Raw genomic sequence first — 18,859 nt, 5'->3', positions numbered from 1 at the left:
CGGAACTCGACTACGTCGCCGTCGTGCATGACGTAGTCCTTGCCTTCCATCCGCACCTTGCCGGCCGACTTGGCGGCAGCCATGGAACCTGCTTCGACGAGATCGGTGAAGGCTACTACTTCGGCTTTGATGAAACCGCGTTCGAAGTCGGTGTGGATGACGCCTGCGGCTTTGGGGGCGGTGTCGCCCTGGTGGATTGTCCAGGCGCGGGACTCTTTCGGGCCTGCGGTGAGATAGGTCTGCAGGCCGAGGGTGTGGAAGCCGGCCCGGGCGAGGGCGTGCAGGCCGGGTTCGGTCTGGCCGATGGATTCGAGGAGTTCTAGGGCGGATTCGTCGTCGAGTTCGAGGAGTTCGGCCTCGACCTTGGCGTCGAGGAAGACCGCATCCGCCGGTGCGACAGAGGCTTTGAGCTCGGCGACCTTCGCCTCGTCGGTGAGCACGGACTCGTCGGCGTTGAAGACGTAGAGGAAGGGCTTGGTGGTGAGCAGCGAAAGTTCTTTGAGCAGTTCGGAATCCACCTTGTTGCCTGCGGCGAACAGGGTGGTGCCGTTGTTCAGGAGTTCCTGCGCGGCCTTGGCGGCCTCGGCGACCGGCTTGCGGTCCTTCTTGATCTTGGCTTCCTTCTCCAACCGCACGACCGCCTTCTCCAGGGTCTGCAGGTCGGCGAGGATGAGCTCGGTCTCGATCACCTCGATGTCGGCGGCGGGATCGACCCGGCCGTCCACGTGCACCACGTCGTCGTCGGCGAACACGCGCACCACCTGGCAGATGGCGTCGGCCTCGCGGATGTTGGCGAGGAACTTGTTGCCGAGACCGGCGCCCTCGGAGGCGCCCTTCACGATGCCCGCGATGTCGACGAACGACACGACGGCGGGCACGATCTTCTCGGAACCGAAGATCTCGGCCAGAGTGTTCAGCCGCGGGTCGGGCAGCGGGACCACGCCGACGTTCGGCTCGATGGTCGCGAACGGGTAGTTCGCGGCCAGCACGTCGTTCTTGGTCAGCGCATTGAAAAGCGTCGACTTTCCGACGTTGGGCAGACCGACGATTCCAAGAGTGAGACTCACGAGGACGAGAGTCTACGCCGCAGCCCCGATCCCCCACCCCGCGCCCGTCCTCAGCAGAAACCCCCGCGGCGCTCGGCGAGTCTCACAGGCCGTCCACACCGTGCACCGGGCCTACATCCCGGTGTGAACGGTGTGGCCGTCCGGTGAGATCAACTCAGTGCGACCGGCGAGCCGGATCGAGGTGTCAGGGGATGAGCACGACCTTGCCGAGGTTGGCGCGCTCCTCGATCACCCGGTGCGCCTCGGCCGCCTCGTCGAGCGCGAATTCCGCGTGCACCGCGGGCCGAAGCTGCCCGGACGCGACGTACTGCCACAGCTCCTGCCGCCAGTGGTCGTACAGATCCGGCTGCCCCTTCGCGATGCGAGCGACCTGGAACCCGATCACCGATTTCGCACCGACCAGCAGGTCGTAAGCCTCGATGGTGCCGCCGCCGGAGCTGTAGGCCACCAGACGCCCGCCGGGTGCGACCGCCGCGACAGCGGGCCCGAGCAGTTCGCCACCGACCGCATCCAGCGCGTAGTCGACCGGCTCACCCCACGACTCCTGCCCGTACTCGATCACCTCGTCCGCACCGAGCCCGAGCACGAACTCCGCCTTGGCCCGATCCGAAACAGCACCGATCACCCGCGCTGCCCCGCGTACTCGCGCGAGCTGCACCGCGAGATGCCCCACGCCACTGGCCGCCGCCGTGACGAGCGCCGACTCCCCTTCTTTCGGGCTCGCCGCTTCGAGCGCCCCCAGCGCGACCAAACCACTGCGCACCAACGCAACCGCGTCGACGGCGGACGCGCCGTCTGGAATCGGCGTCGCCATCGCCACCGCGAGCAGCGCGTACTCGGCGTATCCGTGCCCGAACACCAGCCCGGTCACCCGATAACCCGGCGCGTATCCGGTGACGCCTTCACCGACGGCGACCACCTCACCCGCGACCTCGCCACCCAGCGCGATCGGCTCGCGCCGCTCACGCACCTTCCGCACCACCGGCAGGGTCACCCCGATCGCCTCGACCCGGATCAGCAGTTCGCCGGGCCCCGGCGTCGGCACCTCGGCCGACACGACCTCGAGCACCTCAGGACCACCGCTGTGCTCGTACTGGACCCGCCGCATGTACACCTCCAAAGATCGTGAGAAGACGCAACGGTAACCAGCCCCCGGTGTGCGCTCCTACTCGATTTCGGCCCCGAGTGCTCCATCTCACGGGCCGGCAACCCACCCACGGAGTCATCCGACCCACCTTGCACAACCTCCCGCGCGGCGTACCGTGACCTGCATGGAGCCGAGCACCGAAATGGTGACGGCGCGGCCGGCGCCCATGCTCGCGCCGTTCATCGATCACTACATGGGCTATCGCATGGTGGGGTACGCGGCGGGGCTGCATCGCGGCCTGCCGTCGGCGCACATGACGTTCATCGTCAGCATCGGCGCGTCCATTGATGTAGTCGCACAGACGGATCCGAGCCAGTCCCCGCAGGACTACCGCTGTTCGGTCAGCGGGCTTCAGGCGAGCTCGGCGATCATCGCGCACGAGGGCTACCAGGAGGGTGTCTCGATCGCGCTGACCCCGCTCGGCAGCCGCGCGCTGTTCGGTATGCCGGCCGCCGCACTCTGGGATACCTCGGTGGAATGCGCCGACGTGGTCGGTCCGGTGGGCCGCGAGCTGTGGGAACGGTTGCAGGAACCGCTCGGCTGGCCGGAGCGTTTCGCCACCGTCGACCGGATCCTGACCCGCCTCGCCTACCCCGATCGTGTGGTCGCACCCGAGCTGGCGTGGGCGTGGCGGTCGGTCGTCGGGTCCGGCGGGGTACTGACCGTCGGCGCGCTGGCCGAGGAGATCGGTTGGAGCAGACAGCATCTCGCGCGCAAATTCAACGACGAGTTCGGCTTGAGCCCGAAACTCGCGGCCCGCATCACCCGCTTCGAACGGGCGCGGCGGATGCTCGAGCGCACCCCGTCCTACATCACCATCGCGCAGGTGGCGGCCAGCTGCGGTTATTACGACCAGGCCCACCTGAATCGCGACTTCGCCGAGTTGGCCGGAACCAGCCCGACGACCTGGTTGAGCGAGGAGATTCCATCCGTCCAAGACACCGACCGGTCCGCCGGACGACGCTGAACGCATGACAAATCCAGCAGCTACCGAAATCACCACCCGCACCGCCGTGTGGCCCACCTTGACCTTCCGCGACGCCCGGGCCATGTCCACCTTTCTCGTCGAAGCCTTCGGCTTCGTGCAGACCGCGATGTACACCCGGGACGACGACCCGTCGATCGTCGAGCACGCCGAACTGCGCTGGCCGCTCGGCGGTGGCGTGATGTTCGGCTCCGCGTGCAAGGACGAGAGCGAGTTCGGCAAGCGCGTGCCGGGCAACGACTCGACCTACGTCGTCTGCGAGGACCCGGACGCGCTGTTCGAGCGCGCCACCGCCGCCGGGGCCGAGGTGCTGCGCGGCCTGCGCGACGAAGACTATGGTTCGCGCGGCTTCACCGTCCGCGACCCCGAGGGCAACCTCTGGAGCTTCGGCACTTACTGGGGCGAATAGCCCGGAACACAGCGGCGGACAGCCGGGAGCACAGCGTAAGTTCACCTGGGGCCTATGGCCTGGCGGTATTCAATACCGTTGGGCCATAGATATTTTCACCGACCGCCGAGTCCGGACATAGCCATACCGCGGATGAACGCGCGTTGGCCGATCCCGTACACCACCAGCAGCGGCAACAGAATGACCATCGAGGCGGCCATCAGGATCGGCCACTGCGTGTGATACTGCCCTTGCAGACGCACCAATCCCAGTGTTGCGGTGGCGATCTCATTGCGTTGGATCATGACCAACGGCCACAGGAAGTCGTTCCAGACGGTGATCCAGGTGAGCACCCCGAGCACCATCAGGGCAGGACGGGTGTGCGGCAACAGCACTCGCCAGTAGACCTGCCAGGTGGAGCAGCCGTCGAGGATCGCGGCCTCCTCCAATTCCATTGGCAGCGTGGCGAAGAACTGTCGCATGAGATAGGTACCGAAGGCGCTGCCGAACAGCCCCGGCACGATCATCGCCCATGGCGTATCCACCCAGCCGAACGCACGCATCACCAGAAATTGCGGGATCACGGTTACGGTCAACGGCACCATGAGCGTGCCGAGGTAGGCGACGAACAGCACCTCGCGGCCGCGAAACCGCAAGCGCGCGAACGCGTATCCGGCCAGCGAGCAGAAGAACACCTGGCCCGCGGTGACACACACCGCATACACGGCGGTGTTGACCAGCATCCGCCCGAGCGGCAGCAGCTCGAACACTGTGCCGTAGTTGGACCACTGCGGGTCCGCCGGCAGCAGCGTCGGCTCGACGATCTCCCCATCGCGCTTCAACGACCCGGACAACGCCCACAGCACCGGCGCAAACGCGCACCACGCGATGCCGATCAACAGCGCGTAGATGCCCGCACCACGAACCATCCGCCGCAGCACCGCATGCCGCGCCCTCACAGATCCACCGCACCCCGCCGCGCAAACCGTAACTGCACCAGGGTGAGTACCAGCAGGATCGCGAAGATCACCCACGCCAACGCCGACGCGTACCCCACCTCATAGAACCCGAAGGCGTTCTGGAACAACATGATCCCCAGCAGATAAGTGCCGGTTTCCGGTCCGCCATTGCTACCGGTGAGCGCGTACACCTGATCGAAGGCCTGCACCGAGTTGATCACGGTGATCACGAACACGAACGACAACGGCCCACGGATCAGCGGCAGCGTGATCGCCGAAAACCGCCGCAGCGCACCCGCTCCATCGATCTTCGCCGCCTCGTACAGCGGCTCCGGCACCCCTTGCAGCGCGGCCAGCAGAATGACCGTCGCGAACGGCACGCCCTTCCACACGGTGACCACACTCAGCGAAACCAACGCCAGATCCGGATCGGTCAACCACGGCACCGGCCCAAACCCGACCCACCCCAGCCCGATATTCAGCACCCCGCCCTCGGTGAAGATGAACCGCCACACCACCGCCATCGCCACCGTCGACGCGACCAGCGGCAGAAACGCCACCGTCCGGAAGATCCCGATACCGGCCAGCTTCCGGTTCAACGCCGCCGCGATCGCCAACCCGAGCAGCACCGTCGGCACCAGCGTCAGAACGGTGAACACCGCACTGTTGCGCAAGGCGATCAAGAACAACGGATCCGCCCCGAACAGCCGCTGATAGTTCGCCACCCCGACGAACCGCATCGGCCGGAACAAGTCCCACGAATGAAAGCTCAGATACAGCGAAAACCCCAGCGGAAACAGTAGGAACACCGCCACCGCGCCCACATTCGGCGCGACGAAAGCCCACCCCGCCCGCTCGCGCTTGCATGCCAACGTCCCGCGCGGGGTCAGTGGCACACCATGGTGAGCCCTTCTCGCGATCCGCCGCAGCCATGTGCCACTCACGGTGCGTCCAGCAGCGCGTCGAGGTCGGCGGTGAATCGGCCGTCGAGAGAGGCGGCGGTGGCGGCACCGCGCAGGACACGGTTGCTACCACGCTCCAGCAGCGCGGAGACTTTGCCCCAGGCGGGCGTCACCGGCAGCGGGCGGGAGTTGTCCGGCCCCTCGGTGAAGACGGCGAGGTTGCGGATCTCACGATGCGCGGCGGCGAAACCCGGCGAACCCATCGCCGATTTCAGCACCGGCACGAACAATCCGGAGGCGGCGATGATGGCCTGCCCCACCGGCCCGGTAGCGAATTTGACGAACTCCCAAGCCTCTTCGACGCGCGGACTGCCCGCCGCGATGGCCAATCCGGTGCTGCCGACATCGGTGATCGCACCGGGCCCGCCCTGCGGTCCGACCGGCAACACGGTCACATCGATCGAAAGCCCCTCCTGCCCTGCGAATTCGGAATACAACCAATGCCCGCCGAGCACCATCGCCGCTCGCCCGGCCCGGAACAGATCCGGTGCCGAAACTGACAGCTGGTCAGCCACTTCCGGCGCCACCCGGTGCCGCACCGCGAGGTCGGCGTAGAACTGGAACCCCGCGGCGAACCGGGGATCCCCGAGGTTGGCCCTGGTCGGCGCCACCGACGGCGTGAACCACTCCGCACCGTTGTTCATGCCGAAGCAGGCCGCCGAGTAGTACGGCACCCAGGCATCCGCGAAACCCCACTGCCGGTGTCGCGTGAGTGTGCGCGCGGCGTCGAGGAATTCGTCGAACGACCACGCACCGCGCCAGCGAGTGGGTGGCGTCAGCCCGGCCGCGCCGAACAGCTCCCGGTTGTAGTAGAGGAACACCCCGGACCACTGCTCGGGCAAGGCGTACTGCCCGCCGGCATAGGTGAACGTGTCGTACAGCGCCGGATAGCTGTCCGCGCGCAACCTTTCCGCATACTCGGGCTCCCCGGCCAGCAGCGTCCGCAGATCCAGCAGCACACCACGCTCGGCGAGCCCGGCGTAGAGCAGTTCCCACGCCATCACGACGTCGGGGCATTTTCCGCCCGCGCAGTAGGTGAGCAGCTGCTGCTGTGGATCCGGCCCGGACATGATGGTGCGAATCCTGATGTCCGGGTGCCGCTTCTGGAATTCCTGGATGATCGCCAGCCGCACCCGCGCCTCTTCCGGCCTGGCCTGGAAGAAGAAGGTCAGCGCGTCGTCGGCGGACCCGCAGCCGGTCGCGGTCAGCAGCGGTGCGGCCAGCGCCGAGCCGAGCAGGGTGCGACGACGAACCGGTGACACGTTGCTCCTCCACGGCGGTGGATACGTGAACCTCGGCAGGGAACGGACCGATCGGCGAATGCCGGAGCCAGCATGGCAGCATACGGATGGCAACATCGCCGTGCGAGGGAACACGCCCACGCGCGCGCGAACACCCGGAGATCGTGAACAACGGCCGACCGGGCAGCTGACGCCCCCGCGGGCCACCCGTACCCGCCGCGTACCCGGATCGAGCCCTTCTCGTAGGAACCCACAGCACGAGTCGTCGCGGCGGCTCGATCCGCGTCGCAATGTTCAGACTTCACTAAGTCCGGCTCATAGCCGCTTCAGTTCAGCTACGTTGTGAACGTTTCAGCAAGTCCAGCTCTATATCACGGGAGAGTAGTTCGCATGGCGACCATCGAATACCTCCGGACAGATCCCGACCTACCTCCCGTGGGTGTCGTGGACCGTTCGCCTATCACCCCTGTTAAAAAGGGAATTTTCGCCGGAATCGCGATAATCGGCGCGATCGCCTGGGCCATCATCGCCATCGCCCGCGGCGAGTCCGTCAACGCGGTCTGGATCGTGGTCGCGGCGGTGAGCACCTACGTGCTCGCCTACCAGTTCTATTCCAGGCTCATCGAATACAAGATCGTCAAACCACGCGACGACCAGGCCACACCGGCCGAGATCCTGGAAAACGGCAAGGACTACATGCCGATGGACCGGCGGGTGCTGTTCGGGCACCACTTCGCCGCCATCGCCGGCGCCGGCCCGCTCGTCGGCCCCGTCCTCGCCGCCCAGATGGGCTACCTGCCCGGCACGATCTGGATCGTGATCGGCGTCGTGTTCGCCGGTGCGGTGCAGGACTACCTGGTGCTGTGGGCCTCGACCCGCCGCCGGGGACGCAGTCTCGGGCAAATGGCCCGCGACGAGCTCGGCGCGGTCGGCGGCGTGGCCGCGATCATCGCCGTGCTGGTGATCATGATGATCCTGCTCGCGGTGCTCGGCATCGTCGTGGTGAACGCGCTGGCCGCGACACCGGGACCGGACGGGGTGCTGCACGGTGGCAGCCCGTGGGGCGTGTTCTCCATCGCGATGACCATCCCGATCGCCCTGTTCATGGGCGTGTACCTGCGCTTCCTGCGCCCCGGCGCGGTCGGCGAGGTCTCCCTCATCGGGTTCGCGCTGCTGATGCTGGCCATCATCTCCGGCAACTGGGTCGCCGGATCCGGCTGGGGCCAGGACTGGTTCACGCTGTCGGGTACCACCATCGCGTGGGGCCTGATCCTTTACGGCTTCATCGCCTCGGTGCTGCCGGTGTGGCTGCTGCTCGCCCCGCGCGACTACCTGTCGACCTTCATGAAGATCGGCACCATCGTCCTGCTGGCGGTCGGCGTCCTGATCACCATGCCCGTGCTGAAGGCGCCCGCCGTCTCGGAGTTCGCGTTCTCCGGTAACGGCCCGTCTTTCGCGGGCAGCCTGTTCCCGTTCCTGTTCATCACCATCGCCTGCGGCGCGCTCTCCGGATTCCACGCGCTGGTCTCCTCCGGCACCACGCCCAAGCTCCTGGAGAAGCAGTCGCACGCCAGGATGATCGGCTACGGCGGCATGCTGATGGAGTCGTTCGTCGCGGTGATGGCGATCATCACCGCGAGCATCATCGACCAGCACCTGTACTTCGCGATGAACGCGAGCGCAGGCCTCACCGGCGGCACTGCGGAGAAGGCGGCGGCCTACACCAATAGCCTTGGCCTGGCCGGAGATCCGATCACCGCGGCCGACCTGAACAAGGCGGCCTCCGACGTCGGCGAGACCAGCATCGTCTCGCGCACCGGTGGCGCGCCAACACTCGCCGTCGGTATGTCCGAGGTGCTGCACCGGTTCCTCGGCGGCACCGGGCTCAAGGCGTTCTGGTACCACTTCGCGATCATGTTCGAGGCGCTGTTCATCCTCACCACGATCGACGCGGGCACCCGGGTCGCGCGGTTCATGCTGTCGGACTCGCTCGGTAACTTCGGTGGGCCTGCCCGCAAGTTCAAGGATCCGTCCTGGCGGCCGGGTGCGTGGCTCTGCTCGGCGATCGTGGTCGCGGCCTGGGGTTCGGTGTTGCTGATGGGTGTCACCGATCCGCTCGGCGGCATCTACACGCTGTATCCGCTGTTCGGCATCTCCAACCAGTTGCTCGCCGCGATCGCGCTGACTGTCGTGCTGACCATCGTGATCAAGAAGGGCCTGATCAAGTGGGCCTGGATTCCCGCGGTGCCACTGTTCTGGGATCTGACGGTAACGATGACGGCATCCTGGCAGAAGATCTTCTCCGCCGACCCGAAGATCGGCTACTGGAAGCAGCACAGCAACTACAGCAACGCGCTGGACGCCGGGAAGATCTTGGCGCCCGCCAAGACGGTCGAAGACATGGAGAAGGTGGTCCGTAACACCTTCATCCAGGGCACCCTGTCGATCATCTTCGCGGTGCTGGTGTTGGTCGTGGCCATCGTCGGCGTGCTGGTCTGTGTGCGGGCCTGGCGTGCGGGCGGCGGGCCGAGCAGCGAGTCCGAGGACGAACCGTCGAAGATCTTCGCGCCGAAGGCCTTCTTCGCGACCTCAGCCGAGAAGGAGGTGCAACGGGAATGGGACGCCCTGATCGAATCAGGCAAGGTCCGCGCACCCGGCGCCGCGCACGCGAAAGCGACGCATTGACCGTGCAGGACGCTACGCGGGACGGCCGGTCGACTCGATCGGCCGTGCCGCGGCGCCTGCGCGACGCTGGAAACGCTTGCGTGACAGCGCTTCGCAAGGTTGTCTGGTATTTCGACTCGATTCTCGGCGGCCAGGACTACCGGCGGTATGTGGACCATCTGGCCCGCAACCATCCCGGTTGCGAGGTGCCGACGGAACGCGAGTACTGGCGGACACGGCACGCGGACGCGGACAACAATCCGACGAATCGCTGCTGTTGAGGCACGGCAGGGCGGTGCGATGAGGGTGCCGCTCTGCCCCGCCGACCGACGGGCCGAGCCGCGTACGCGCGGCTCGGCCCGCCCGCGTTCGGGGGCCGATCAGGCCCACCGGAGGGGTGATGGCAGATTCCCGCTAGCGGAGGCTGTGCTCAGCTGACATTGTGGTTGGCGTGACGATCACGGCATTTGATTTCGACCTGTGCTATCGCGCGGTATCGACCAAGGACTCCCGCTTCGACGGGCAGTTCTTCACCGCGGTGCGAACCACCGGAATCTATTGCCGCCCTTCGTGTCCGGCGATTACGCCGAAACGGGCAAACGTCTCGTTCCTACCGACCGCGGCGGCCGCACAACAGGCGGGCTACCGGGCCTGCCGCCGTTGCCTGCCGGACGCTGCCCCCGGCTCCCCGCTCTGGAACACCCGCGCCGACCTCGCCGCGCGCGCCATGCGCCTGATCGGCGACGGCGTGATCGAACGCGGCGGCGTGCCCGCGCTGGCCGCCACGCTCGGCTATTCACAGCGGCAGCTGACCCGGGTCTTGACCACCGAGCTCGGTGCTGGTCCGTTGGCGCTCGCCCGCGCGCACCGGGCGCATACCGCGCGGCTGCTGATCCAGACGACGGCAATGCCCATGTCGGACATCGCGTTCGCGGCCGGGTTCGCCAGCATTCGCCAGTTCAACGACACGGTGCGCGAGGTGTTCGCGGTCAGCCCGACCACCATGCGGGCCGAGGCACAGCGGGTGAAGTCCGGCTCGAACGGGCGCCCCGTGCCTGCGGTCAACGGGACGCTCAGCCTCCGGCTGCCCTACCGTGAGCCGCTGGATCGAGCCTGGCTGGAGTGGTTTCTCTCGTCGCATGTGGCACCCGGCATGGAGCTGTGGGAGAACCGTGTCTACACCCGAAACCTGCGCACTCCGCACGGCCATGCGACCACCCAGCTCAGCTTCCAGCGCGACCACGTGCGGGCCGAGCTGGCCCTGCACGACATGCGCGACCTGGCGCCGACGGTCGCCCGGCTGCGGCACCTGCTCGACCTCGACGCCGACCCGATCGGCATCGACGAAGCGCTGGGCGTCGCTCCGGGACAGCGGGTTTCGGCGCCGGAGCTGGCCGACCCGGACACCACTCGGTTGCCGGACGCGGGCGCGGGCTCACCACCGGACGCCGAGACCGCGCTCGACTCCGTCGATGTGCGGCGGCCGGTCTTCTCCCCCGGCATCCGGGTACCGGGCTGCCTCGATGGGCCGGAGTTGTTGCTGCGCACCATGATCGGTCAGCAGATCTCGGTGTCGGCGGCGGCCACGCACACCGCACGACTGGTCGAGGCGCTCGGCGAGCGGGTCGAGGGGCCGATACCCCTGCTGTTCCCCACCCCGGCAGTGATCGCCGAGCGCGGCGCCGAAGTGCTCACCGGTCCCACCCGGCGCATCCGCTCGATCATCGGTGCCGCCGAAGCGCTGGCCAGTGGCGAACTGGCGTTGCATCAGGGCCGTACCTCCGCAGATCTCCGCCGCGACCTGCTCGCGCTGGACGGGGTGGGACCGTGGACCGCCGACTACGTGACCATGCGCCTGCTCGCCGACCCGGACGTACTGCTCAGCACCGACCTGGTGGTCCGCCAGGGTGCCGCGGTGCTCGGCATCGACCTCACCGACACCGCGCGCTGGGCGCCGTGGCGGTCCTACCTCTCCATGCACCTGTGGAAGGCGGCGCTGACCGATCGCGCCGACCGATCCAAGGCCGCCAAGTCCACCTCCTCGAAAGCGAGTGCCGAAGCATGAACGCCCCCACCGTTGTTCGCAGCACCCCGCGCCACATCGGTACCACCACCGCGGATTTCGCGACCACGGACACGCCCATCGGGCCGTTCACCGCCCTCATCGACACCGACGGCATCGTGCTGGCCTCCGGGTGGACCCCCGACGCGGAGAATCTGCGCAGCCTGATCCACCCGACCTTGCGCCCGGCCGAACTGCGCCGACGCGATTCGCTCGGCGAGCTCACCCGAATCATCACCGACTACCACGCGGGCGACCTCACCGCGATCGACACCGTCCCCGTCCGACAGCACTCCGGCGAATTCCTGCTGCACGCTTGGGAAGTCCTGCGCAAGGTCCCGGCCGGCGCACCCATCACCTACACCGAATACTCCGCCATCTCCGGCCGCCCCGACGCCACCCGCGCCGCGGCCAACGCCTGCGCGCGCAACGCGGCCGCCCTGTTCATCCCGTGCCACCGCATCTTCCGCATCGGCGGTGCCCTCGGCGGGTTCCGCTGGGGGCTGCCGATCAAGCGCTGGCTGCTCGATCACGAGGGTGAGTCGCGGTCTTCACTGTTCGCAACCACCTAGGCCTGCCTTCGAGAGCGCGGTCAGGCGACGGTTGCCTCGAGCCGGGAACCGTTGCGGCCGCGGCGCACGTGCAGGCGGCTGGGGATGCGCTGGCGCATCTCGTCGACGTGGCTGACCACGCCGACCACGCGGCCGCCCGCACGGAGTTCGTCGAGAACGCCCATCACGGCGTCGAGGGTGTCGGCGTCGAGTCCGCCGAAGCCCTCGTCGATGAAGAGGGTGTCCAGCACCAGGCCGCCGGATTCGGCGGCGACGGTGTCGGCCAGGCCGAGTGCCAAAGACAGTGACGCCATGAATGTTTCGCCGCCGGAGAGGGTTTTGGCGGGGCGGATGGCGCCGGTGTAGTCGTCCCGGATGTCCAGGCCGAGGCCGCCGCGACGACCGCGCGGGCCTGCCTTGTCGGTGTGCACGAATTCGTAACGGCCACCCGACATTCGGCGCAGGCGCAGCGAACCTGCCTGCGCCACTTCCTCCAGTCGGGCGGCGAGAACGTAAGAGCGCAGCGACATCCGGCGGTTGTTCTCGCCGCGACCGGCCACCACTTCGGCCAGTCCGGCCAGCTCGTCGTGGGTGCGCTGTAGCGGCGCTATCCGATCCACCGCCGCCCACAGCTGGCCGCCGAGATCTTCGAGCAGGGCGACCCGCCTGCTCGCCTCGGCGTGCCCGGCGACGGCGGCGTTCAACTGAGCCTGCGCGGCCGCGACGGCGGCTTCGAGCTCGGCCAGGTCGCCGGGCTCGAGCGATGCCGCGGCTTGGATTTCCGGTTCCGCGAGAACGGCTTCCGCGTGCGCGCGGGCACGGTCGGCAGCGGTCAATTCCGTTTCGATCTGGGACTGCCGTTGCGGAGTCCGGCCGGCCGCGTTGACCACTCGCGCGTATGCGGTCAGACGCGCTACCTCGTCTCGTTGGCCCGCCGCCGAAACACCCTGCACAACACCGGCACTCCGCGAATCATCGTCGGCGCCTGCAACGCCAGACCCTGCGACGTCGGCCCCAGGAGCATCTGCAGTCGTGTCTTCGGCTGCGTTGTCCCCGACAACCCCAACAACGCTGCCGCCAGCAGTGTCTGCGGCTGGAGCGCCGAGGCCAGCAACACCGCCCCCATCGACGCCTTCGGCTGCAGCGGTCCCAGCAACTCCGGCCCCCGCTACGTTGGCTCCAGCACCGCCGACCCCAGCAACTCCGGGCTGGGCAGCATGCTCATCCTCGAGTATGAAACCGGCTGCACGGGCCAGATTTTCGACCCGGTCGGCGATCACGGCGACCTGCTCGCGGGCTGCGGCGGCGTCGGCGCGCGCGTCACGCAGGGCGGTGGCGTCGGCGACGAGGGCGGTGAGGCGGGCGCAGCGGCGGTCGATGGTCTCGTCCGCGCCTGCGGCGGCGCGGAGGCGGTCGGTGAGTTCGGTGAGACGGGTTGTCACGGTGACGACGTTCGCGGCGACGGTGCTGCGGCGCGAATCGGATTCGCGGAGTTCGTCGTGCAGGCGGGACTCGTCGGTGCGCAGGCGGGCGAGTTCCGCGGTCAGGCCGTCGGCGAGGGCAGCCAGCTCGGCGGTGTCCTCGTAGCGGTCGGTGGCCGCGCGCAGAGCGGCAGCGAGTTCCACACGGTCGACGTCGCCGCCGCGGGCAGTGAGCGCCTCGATCTCCCGCTCCAAAGCGGTGATCCGGGCGAATACTCGGTCCCGGGCGTCCTCGGCGGCGCGTTCGGCCGCGACCGCGGCCTCCTCGGCCTCCTTGGCGACGGCGCCTGCAGTAGGGCGAGCGGGCGCGGGATGATCGGCGGAGCCACACACCGTGCAGGGCAGCCCATCGGTCAGCCCGGCCGCCAATTCGGCGGCCATGCCTGCCAGCCTGCGTTCGCGCAGGTCGAGGACGCGCTCCTTGGCATCGTTGTGCGCGGCGCGGGCCGACTCGAACTCGACCCGCGCGTGATCCAGAGCTGTTTTGCGAGAGGCGAGTTCGACCGCAGCGGCGGCGGCCGTCTGTAGACGCTCGCATTCGGCGGTCAAGGTCGGCAGCGTCGCGGCCGCGGTGGTCGCCTCGCGCAGGCGCGCCTCGAGGGTGGCGAGGGAGCCCGGAAGCTGTTCACGCAGCCGGGTCAATTTGGTCACCTGGGTGTTGAGGGCCGCATCTTCGTCACGTAGCCCCGCCAGCTCCCTGGTGAGCCGGTTGGCCGTCGTCGCGTCGACGCGCACCTCGTCCAGTGCGCCGATCTGCCCGCTCCACCGGCGAATCGCGCCGTCGATGTCGGCGTCGTCCTTGATGACGGCCTGGCCCGGGGCGATCGCAGACTCGGTCTGCCCTGCCCGGTCCGTCCCGGCACCATGGTGATTCGCGCGGGTCGACCGATCGGCGCCCACACTCGCGTCGGCATCCGCGTACTCGACCAGTTCCGCGCCACCGAGATCGACGGCGCCGGGTTCGAGCAGCCGCGCGGCCAATTGCCCACTGGCGCTGAGCGCCTCGGCCGCCCGGCGGCGCATCGCCATGACGGCGTCGCGTGCCTCGTCGATGGCCGCGGCGACCGGCGCGGCGCGCCGGGCCAGCTCGAGTTCGGCTTGCAGAGCGGCGCGCTGCTCCGCTGCGGCGGCATAGTCTTCGAGTTGCTTACGGGCGGTGGACATTCGACGCCGTAGCTCGTGCAGTCGGCGCTGCTCCTCGGCGAGCCCTCGCACCCGCGCCGACTCCTGTTGGCAGCGTTCGGCTGCCGCGGCCGCGGTGGTCAGATCGGTGCGCGCCGTGGCGAGCAGGTCCTGCGACCAGCCGACGGCCTCCAGCGGGCCGAGCGTCTCGGCCGCGCTCGTGCCACCCGCGACGCCGAGCTGTGCGATCAGCCGGTCGATGCCTTGCTTGCGGGCATCCAGGTCGGCGGCCGAGGTGCGGCGCTTGTCCGCGAGCCACTGTTCGGCGCTGCCGAATCGTTCGGTGTCGAAGAGCTTTTCGAGCAGCTTCTCGCGATCCTCGTTGTCCGCCCGCAGGAATCGCGCGAAATCGCCCTGCGGCAGCAGCACCACCTGAAAGAACTGGTCGGCGCTCATGCCGAGCAGCCGGATGATCTCCTCGCCGATATCCGGTATCCGGGAAAGGTTTTCGCCGCGTCCATCCAACCAGGCGAGCGTCGCCTTGGCTGGGTCGGTACGCATGCCCGTGCCACGTAGCTTCGGGCGTTCGAACTCGGGAATGCGAGTCAGGCGCACCCGTCGGCCGCCGAGGGTGGCCTCCAGGATTACCTGCGGCGGTGTCTGATCCGGTGCATGGTCGGAGTGCAGGCGTTTGCTCTCACCGCGAGCGCCGGGGACCCGGCCGTAGAGCGCGAAGGCGATCGCGTCGAGCACGGTGGTCTTCCCCGCGCCGGTCTGCCCGTGCAGCAGGAAGAGTCCGTCGGCGCCGAGCGCGTCGAAGTCGACGACCGTGGTCTCGGCGAACGGGCCGAACGCGGTCATCTCCAGCCGGTGCAGCCTCATGCGGCGGCACCACCGCGGTCGGCCGTCGTGCTGCGGCTACCCGCGCGCGGACCGCTCGGTAGCGCGGGGCGAGCGGCGAGCCGCACCCTCACGCCGAGAGTTCCGCTGCCGAGTCGGCGGCCGTCAGCGCCTGGTCCGGCTCCGCGACGGCGGCCGCGAGCGCCCGCTCCAGCCAGGCCATTTCGCCGGCGCTCGGCTCACCGCGGACGTCGGTGAGGAAGCTCTGCGCTACTTCGGTGTCGCGGCGGCCGTGCACCCGCTCACGGTAGCGCAATTCCGGGTTGCCCTCCGGTCGCACCCACTCGACGTGTACCGCGTGCGGGAAGCGTTCGCGCAGCTTGCGCATCGCGTCGACCGGGCGGGTGGAGTCGGTGAGCACCGCGGAGACGTAGTGCTCCTCGGCCGCCGCATGGTTCGTATCGGTGAGCAACTCGTCGAGCGTTCCGGTGAGTTTGCTCAGGCCGCGGACCAGGGGCAGGTCGCGCCGTTCGACCGAGTGCAACCCGGCGGCATCGAGCTCGACGATCCACACCGCCTTGCGATGTGAGCTCTCCGCGAACGAATACGGCAGCGGGGAGCCGCAATAGCGCACGGACTCCGACAGCGTCTGCGGGGAATGCAGGTGGCCGAGCGCGACATAGTCGATGCCATCGAAGGCCGACATCGGCACCGTCTCTACGCCGCCGACCGAGATGGAGCGCTCCGAACCGGTCGCTTCACCACCGACGACGAAGGCATGGGCGAGCACCACCGTGCGTGTGCCGTCCCGCTGCGCGATATCCGCACGAATCCGGTGCATGGCCGCATCGAGGATCTCCGCGTGCGAACGCGCCTGCGGCACATCGAGTTCCGCACGGGTGATGTCGGGCTCCAGGTATGGAATGCCGTAGAACGCCACGGGACCGTGCTCGTCCTCGAGGAGTACCGGGCGGTCGGCATCGGCAACGGTGGTGCGCAGATACAGCCCGCCCGCCGCCGCGAAGCTCGCGCCCGCGCCGAGCCGCGCGGGCGAATCATGGTTGCCCGAGGTGGCGACGATCCGTGCGCCCGCCGCACGGATGGCCTCGAATCCGCGGTTGCACACCGCGATCGCGTCGGCACTCGGAATGGACCGGTCGTACACGTCGCCGGGCAGCACCACCACCTCGACCGACTCCTCGGCCACCAGTTCCGCGATCGCGGCCAGTGAACGTGCCTGGTCGGCAAGCAGATCGACCCCGTGAAACGTGCGCCCGATGTGCCAGTCCGAGGTGTGCAGCATCCGCATCCGCGAAACCGTAGGCCACCGCACCGACACAATTCAATTGCCGTGACCGCCGTGTCGGATAGCCGCCCTTTTCTCCGGCGTGTCAGCGGTGATTCGTCCGGCACTCCGTGGCTATCCCGCTGCGCACGCAGACCTGCTGGAACCGATCCGTGTCCACCCTGGCGGCCGACTCAGAGTTCCACCGGGAGCACGGTTTTCGGGGTCAGTCCACGCGGCGGCGTGTCGCGGGCAGCGCACGACCAGCAGCCGCAAAGCGAGGTAGGTCACGAACTCGTTTGCCGCGTCATGACCGAACGCGGCGTATGTACGGCTTGACCACCTCGTTTGCCGACACGGCGCTGGGTAATTGCCAACCGGCGGTACTTGTCGGTGGCGTGCGGCACTATCGGCGTTATGACCGCACCGATGCTTGTCGCACTGATGCTGGTATTCGCCGCTGGAGTCGGACTCGGCTGGCTCGGCCATGCCGCGCGCGCCGGGCATCGGGCCACCGCGGCGGAGGCAAGACTGGCCGCGGCCACCGACAACGAGCGGCTGCTGCGCCAGTCGCTCACCGCGGCGAACGAGGATGCGGCGCGCAGGCATTCGCACGCGATCGGGGCCATGGTCGACCCGCTGCGCGAGGCCGTCGGCGCGCTGAACCAGCACATCCAGCAGGTCGAACATCATCGGATCAACGCGTATTCGGGCCTGCGCGAGCAGGTGGCGGGCATGCAGCGCACCTCGCTGCAACTGACCAGCCAGACCAGCCAGTTGGTCGCCGCGCTGCGGGCGCCACAGGTGCGCGGGCGATGGGGCGAGATCCAGTTGGAGCGCGTGGTCGAACTCGCAGGCATGACCAGGCACGTCGACTTCGACACCCAGGTGACCCGCGCGGCCCGCGGCAACGGCGCGGGCGACCGAACCGGCAACGTCCGGCCCGACCTCGTAGTGAACCTGGCGGGCGGCAGGCACATCGTGGTCGACGCCAAGGTCCCGTTCAGCGCCTATCTCGACGCCAGCACGGTCGACGATCCGGACATCAGGGCCGAGCATCTCACCAGGCATGCGAAACACCTACGCGGACATATCGACCAGCTGGCCGACAAGGCGTATTGGGCCGCTTTCGATCCGGCGCCGGAGTTCGTGGTGCTGTTCGTGCCGGGCGATCCGTTCCTGGACGCCGCGCTGACCACCGACTCCGGCTTGCTGGAGTACGCGTTCGGCCGCAACGTGATCCTCGCGACGCCGACCACTTTGATCGCGTTGCTGCGCACGGTCGCGTTCAGCTGGCGGCAAGAAGCACTGTCCCGAGATATGGCAACCGTTCAGCAATTAGGCAAGGAGTTGTACGCCCGACTCGGCATGACCGGCCGGCATCTGGATCGGCTCGGCGCGCAACTCGGTAAAGCCGTGGACGCTTTCAACTACACCGTGGCATCGGTGGAATCGCGGGTCATGGTCACCGCACGCAAACTGCACGACCTGGAAATTGCGGAAGAGGAGGTGCCGGCAATCCAGCGGGTGGATTCCTGGCCCCGCGCGGTGGGCTTCGCCGACGCCGCTGATTAGCCGGGTAACCGCCGTGCCATAACGCCCTCCGGCGCGGCGCCGGTTAGTGTTCACAATGTGGCTGCTTCCCAACGTGTGCGAACCCGGGTGCCCGCGCCGCAACGCTCGATACTGCCGACCGTTCCGGGTCTCCCGGTGGGTGCGGCGGTCCTGATCGCGGTTGCCTGCACGTTTCTGGGTTTCTTGATCGATGCGAACGGCGACAGTACCGATCTGACCGGTACCTTCGCCGCGCTGTACATCGTCGGTTGTCTGGCAGCCGTGCTGACGGTCCGCTATCGCGGCCTGTTCACCACCATGGTGCTGCCGCCGTTGCTGTTGTTCGTCGCCGTCCCGCTCGCCTACAAGCAGCTGACCGGTGTCGCGATGAGCTCGATCACCGAAATCCTGCTGAAGCTGGCGGTCCCGCTGGTGGAGCGGTTCCCCACGATGTTCCTCGCCACCGCCCTGGTGCTGCTGATCGGTGGGGCGCGCATCATGATGCAGCGCCGCGGCGAGCCCGGCGAGCGCGCGACGGAATCGCGGAGCGG

General features: G+C 68.2%; 15 protein-coding genes. 8 read left to right on the top strand and 7 right to left on the bottom strand.

The genetic code is table 11. The features are described from left to right. Both ychF and NN4_RS41730 read right to left on the bottom strand, forming a co-directional pair. On the bottom strand, positions 1-1,067 hold a 1,067-nt coding region (ychF, locus tag NN4_RS41735), incomplete at its 3' end, for a redox-regulated ATPase YchF (protein ID WP_147143205.1). A 184-nt stretch (positions 1,068-1,251) separates the two neighbouring features. Continuing rightward, complete coding sequence (locus NN4_RS41730; RefSeq protein ID WP_147143202.1) at positions 1,252-2,175, bottom strand: quinone oxidoreductase family protein; 924 nt, start codon at positions 2,173-2,175, stop codon at positions 1,252-1,254. Between the two features lie 163 nt (positions 2,176-2,338). On the opposite strand from NN4_RS41730, the gene NN4_RS41725 reads away from it, so the two are divergent. Together NN4_RS41725 and NN4_RS41720 are read left to right on the top strand one after the other, a co-directional pair. Continuing rightward, a complete protein-coding gene (locus tag NN4_RS41725; RefSeq protein WP_147143199.1) occupies positions 2,339-3,181 on the top strand; it encodes a helix-turn-helix domain-containing protein in 843 nt (280 codons plus the stop codon). A gap of 4 nt (positions 3,182-3,185) precedes the next feature. Beyond that, a complete protein-coding gene (locus tag NN4_RS41720) occupies positions 3,186-3,608 on the top strand; it encodes a VOC family protein (RefSeq protein ID WP_147143197.1) in 423 nt (140 codons plus the stop codon). 95 nt (positions 3,609-3,703) lie between these two features. Here the strand turns inward: NN4_RS41720 and NN4_RS41715 are convergent, their stop codons facing one another. The 3 genes from NN4_RS41715 to NN4_RS41705 are packed head-to-tail and all read right to left on the bottom strand — an operon-like array spanning position 3,704 to position 6,770. Then, positions 3,704-4,516, bottom strand: coding sequence for a carbohydrate ABC transporter permease (locus NN4_RS41715; protein ID WP_147143210.1), 813 nt, complete (start codon positions 4,514-4,516; stop codon positions 3,704-3,706). A 26-nt stretch (positions 4,517-4,542) separates the two neighbouring features. Further along, complete coding sequence (locus tag NN4_RS41710; RefSeq protein WP_246181394.1) at positions 4,543-5,442, bottom strand: carbohydrate ABC transporter permease; 900 nt, start codon at positions 5,440-5,442, stop codon at positions 4,543-4,545. Positions 5,443-5,486: 44 nt separating this feature from the next. Further along, positions 5,487-6,770 (bottom strand): ABC transporter substrate-binding protein, encoded by a 1,284-nt coding sequence (locus NN4_RS41705; RefSeq protein ID WP_246181393.1) that lies wholly within the window; start codon positions 6,768-6,770, stop codon positions 5,487-5,489. A 369-nt stretch (positions 6,771-7,139) separates the two neighbouring features. Between NN4_RS41705 and NN4_RS41700 the strand changes: the two genes are divergently transcribed. The 4 genes from NN4_RS41700 (at position 7,140) to NN4_RS41685 (ending at position 12,047) form a co-directional block, all read left to right on the top strand. After that, positions 7,140-9,434 carry a carbon starvation CstA family protein gene (locus NN4_RS41700; RefSeq protein WP_147143191.1) on the top strand — a complete coding sequence of 765 codons (2,295 nt, stop codon included), beginning with the start codon at positions 7,140-7,142 and terminating at the stop codon, positions 9,432-9,434. An 80-nt stretch (positions 9,435-9,514) separates the two neighbouring features. Beyond that, the gene (locus NN4_RS45520) at positions 9,515-9,694 is read left to right on the top strand and encodes a YbdD/YjiX family protein (protein ID WP_107660914.1); all 180 of its coding nucleotides are present in this window, start codon (positions 9,515-9,517) and stop codon (positions 9,692-9,694) included. A 170-nt stretch (positions 9,695-9,864) separates the two neighbouring features. Continuing rightward, a complete protein-coding gene (locus tag NN4_RS41690; RefSeq protein WP_371865820.1) occupies positions 9,865-11,478 on the top strand; it encodes a DNA-3-methyladenine glycosylase 2 family protein in 1,614 nt (537 codons plus the stop codon). Further along, positions 11,475-12,047 (top strand): methylated-DNA--[protein]-cysteine S-methyltransferase, encoded by a 573-nt coding sequence (locus NN4_RS41685; RefSeq protein WP_147143183.1) that lies wholly within the window; start codon positions 11,475-11,477, stop codon positions 12,045-12,047. Before NN4_RS41690 ends, NN4_RS41685 begins: the two co-directional genes overlap by 4 nt. 20 nt (positions 12,048-12,067) lie before the next feature. On the opposite strand, the gene NN4_RS41680 is transcribed toward NN4_RS41685, so the two are convergent. Together NN4_RS41680 and NN4_RS41675 are read right to left on the bottom strand one after the other, a co-directional pair. Then, entirely contained in the window at positions 12,068-15,511 is a 3,444-nt protein-coding gene (locus tag NN4_RS41680; RefSeq protein ID WP_147143180.1) for an AAA family ATPase, read from the bottom strand. Between the two features lie 88 nt (positions 15,512-15,599). Next, positions 15,600-16,778 carry an exonuclease SbcCD subunit D gene (locus NN4_RS41675; protein ID WP_147143177.1) on the bottom strand — a complete coding sequence of 393 codons (1,179 nt, stop codon included), beginning with the start codon at positions 16,776-16,778 and terminating at the stop codon, positions 15,600-15,602. A gap of 393 nt (positions 16,779-17,171) precedes the next feature. Here NN4_RS41675 and NN4_RS41670 point away from each other — a divergent pair, with 393 nt between their 5' ends. Beyond that, positions 17,172-18,329: a DNA recombination protein RmuC gene (locus NN4_RS41670; protein ID WP_135233203.1), complete on the top strand. Its 1,158-nt coding sequence runs from the start codon at positions 17,172-17,174 to the stop codon at positions 18,327-18,329. A gap of 57 nt (positions 18,330-18,386) precedes the next feature. Next, on the top strand, positions 18,387-18,859 hold a 473-nt coding region (locus tag NN4_RS41665; protein WP_371865819.1), incomplete at its 3' end, for a DUF6542 domain-containing protein.

Source organism: Nocardia ninae NBRC 108245, from assembly GCF_007990755.1.
Classification (GTDB): domain Bacteria; phylum Actinomycetota; class Actinomycetes; order Mycobacteriales; family Mycobacteriaceae; genus Nocardia; species Nocardia ninae.
The sequence above is the reverse complement of the archived record's forward strand: the minus strand, read 5'-3'. Positions and strand labels throughout refer to the sequence as shown.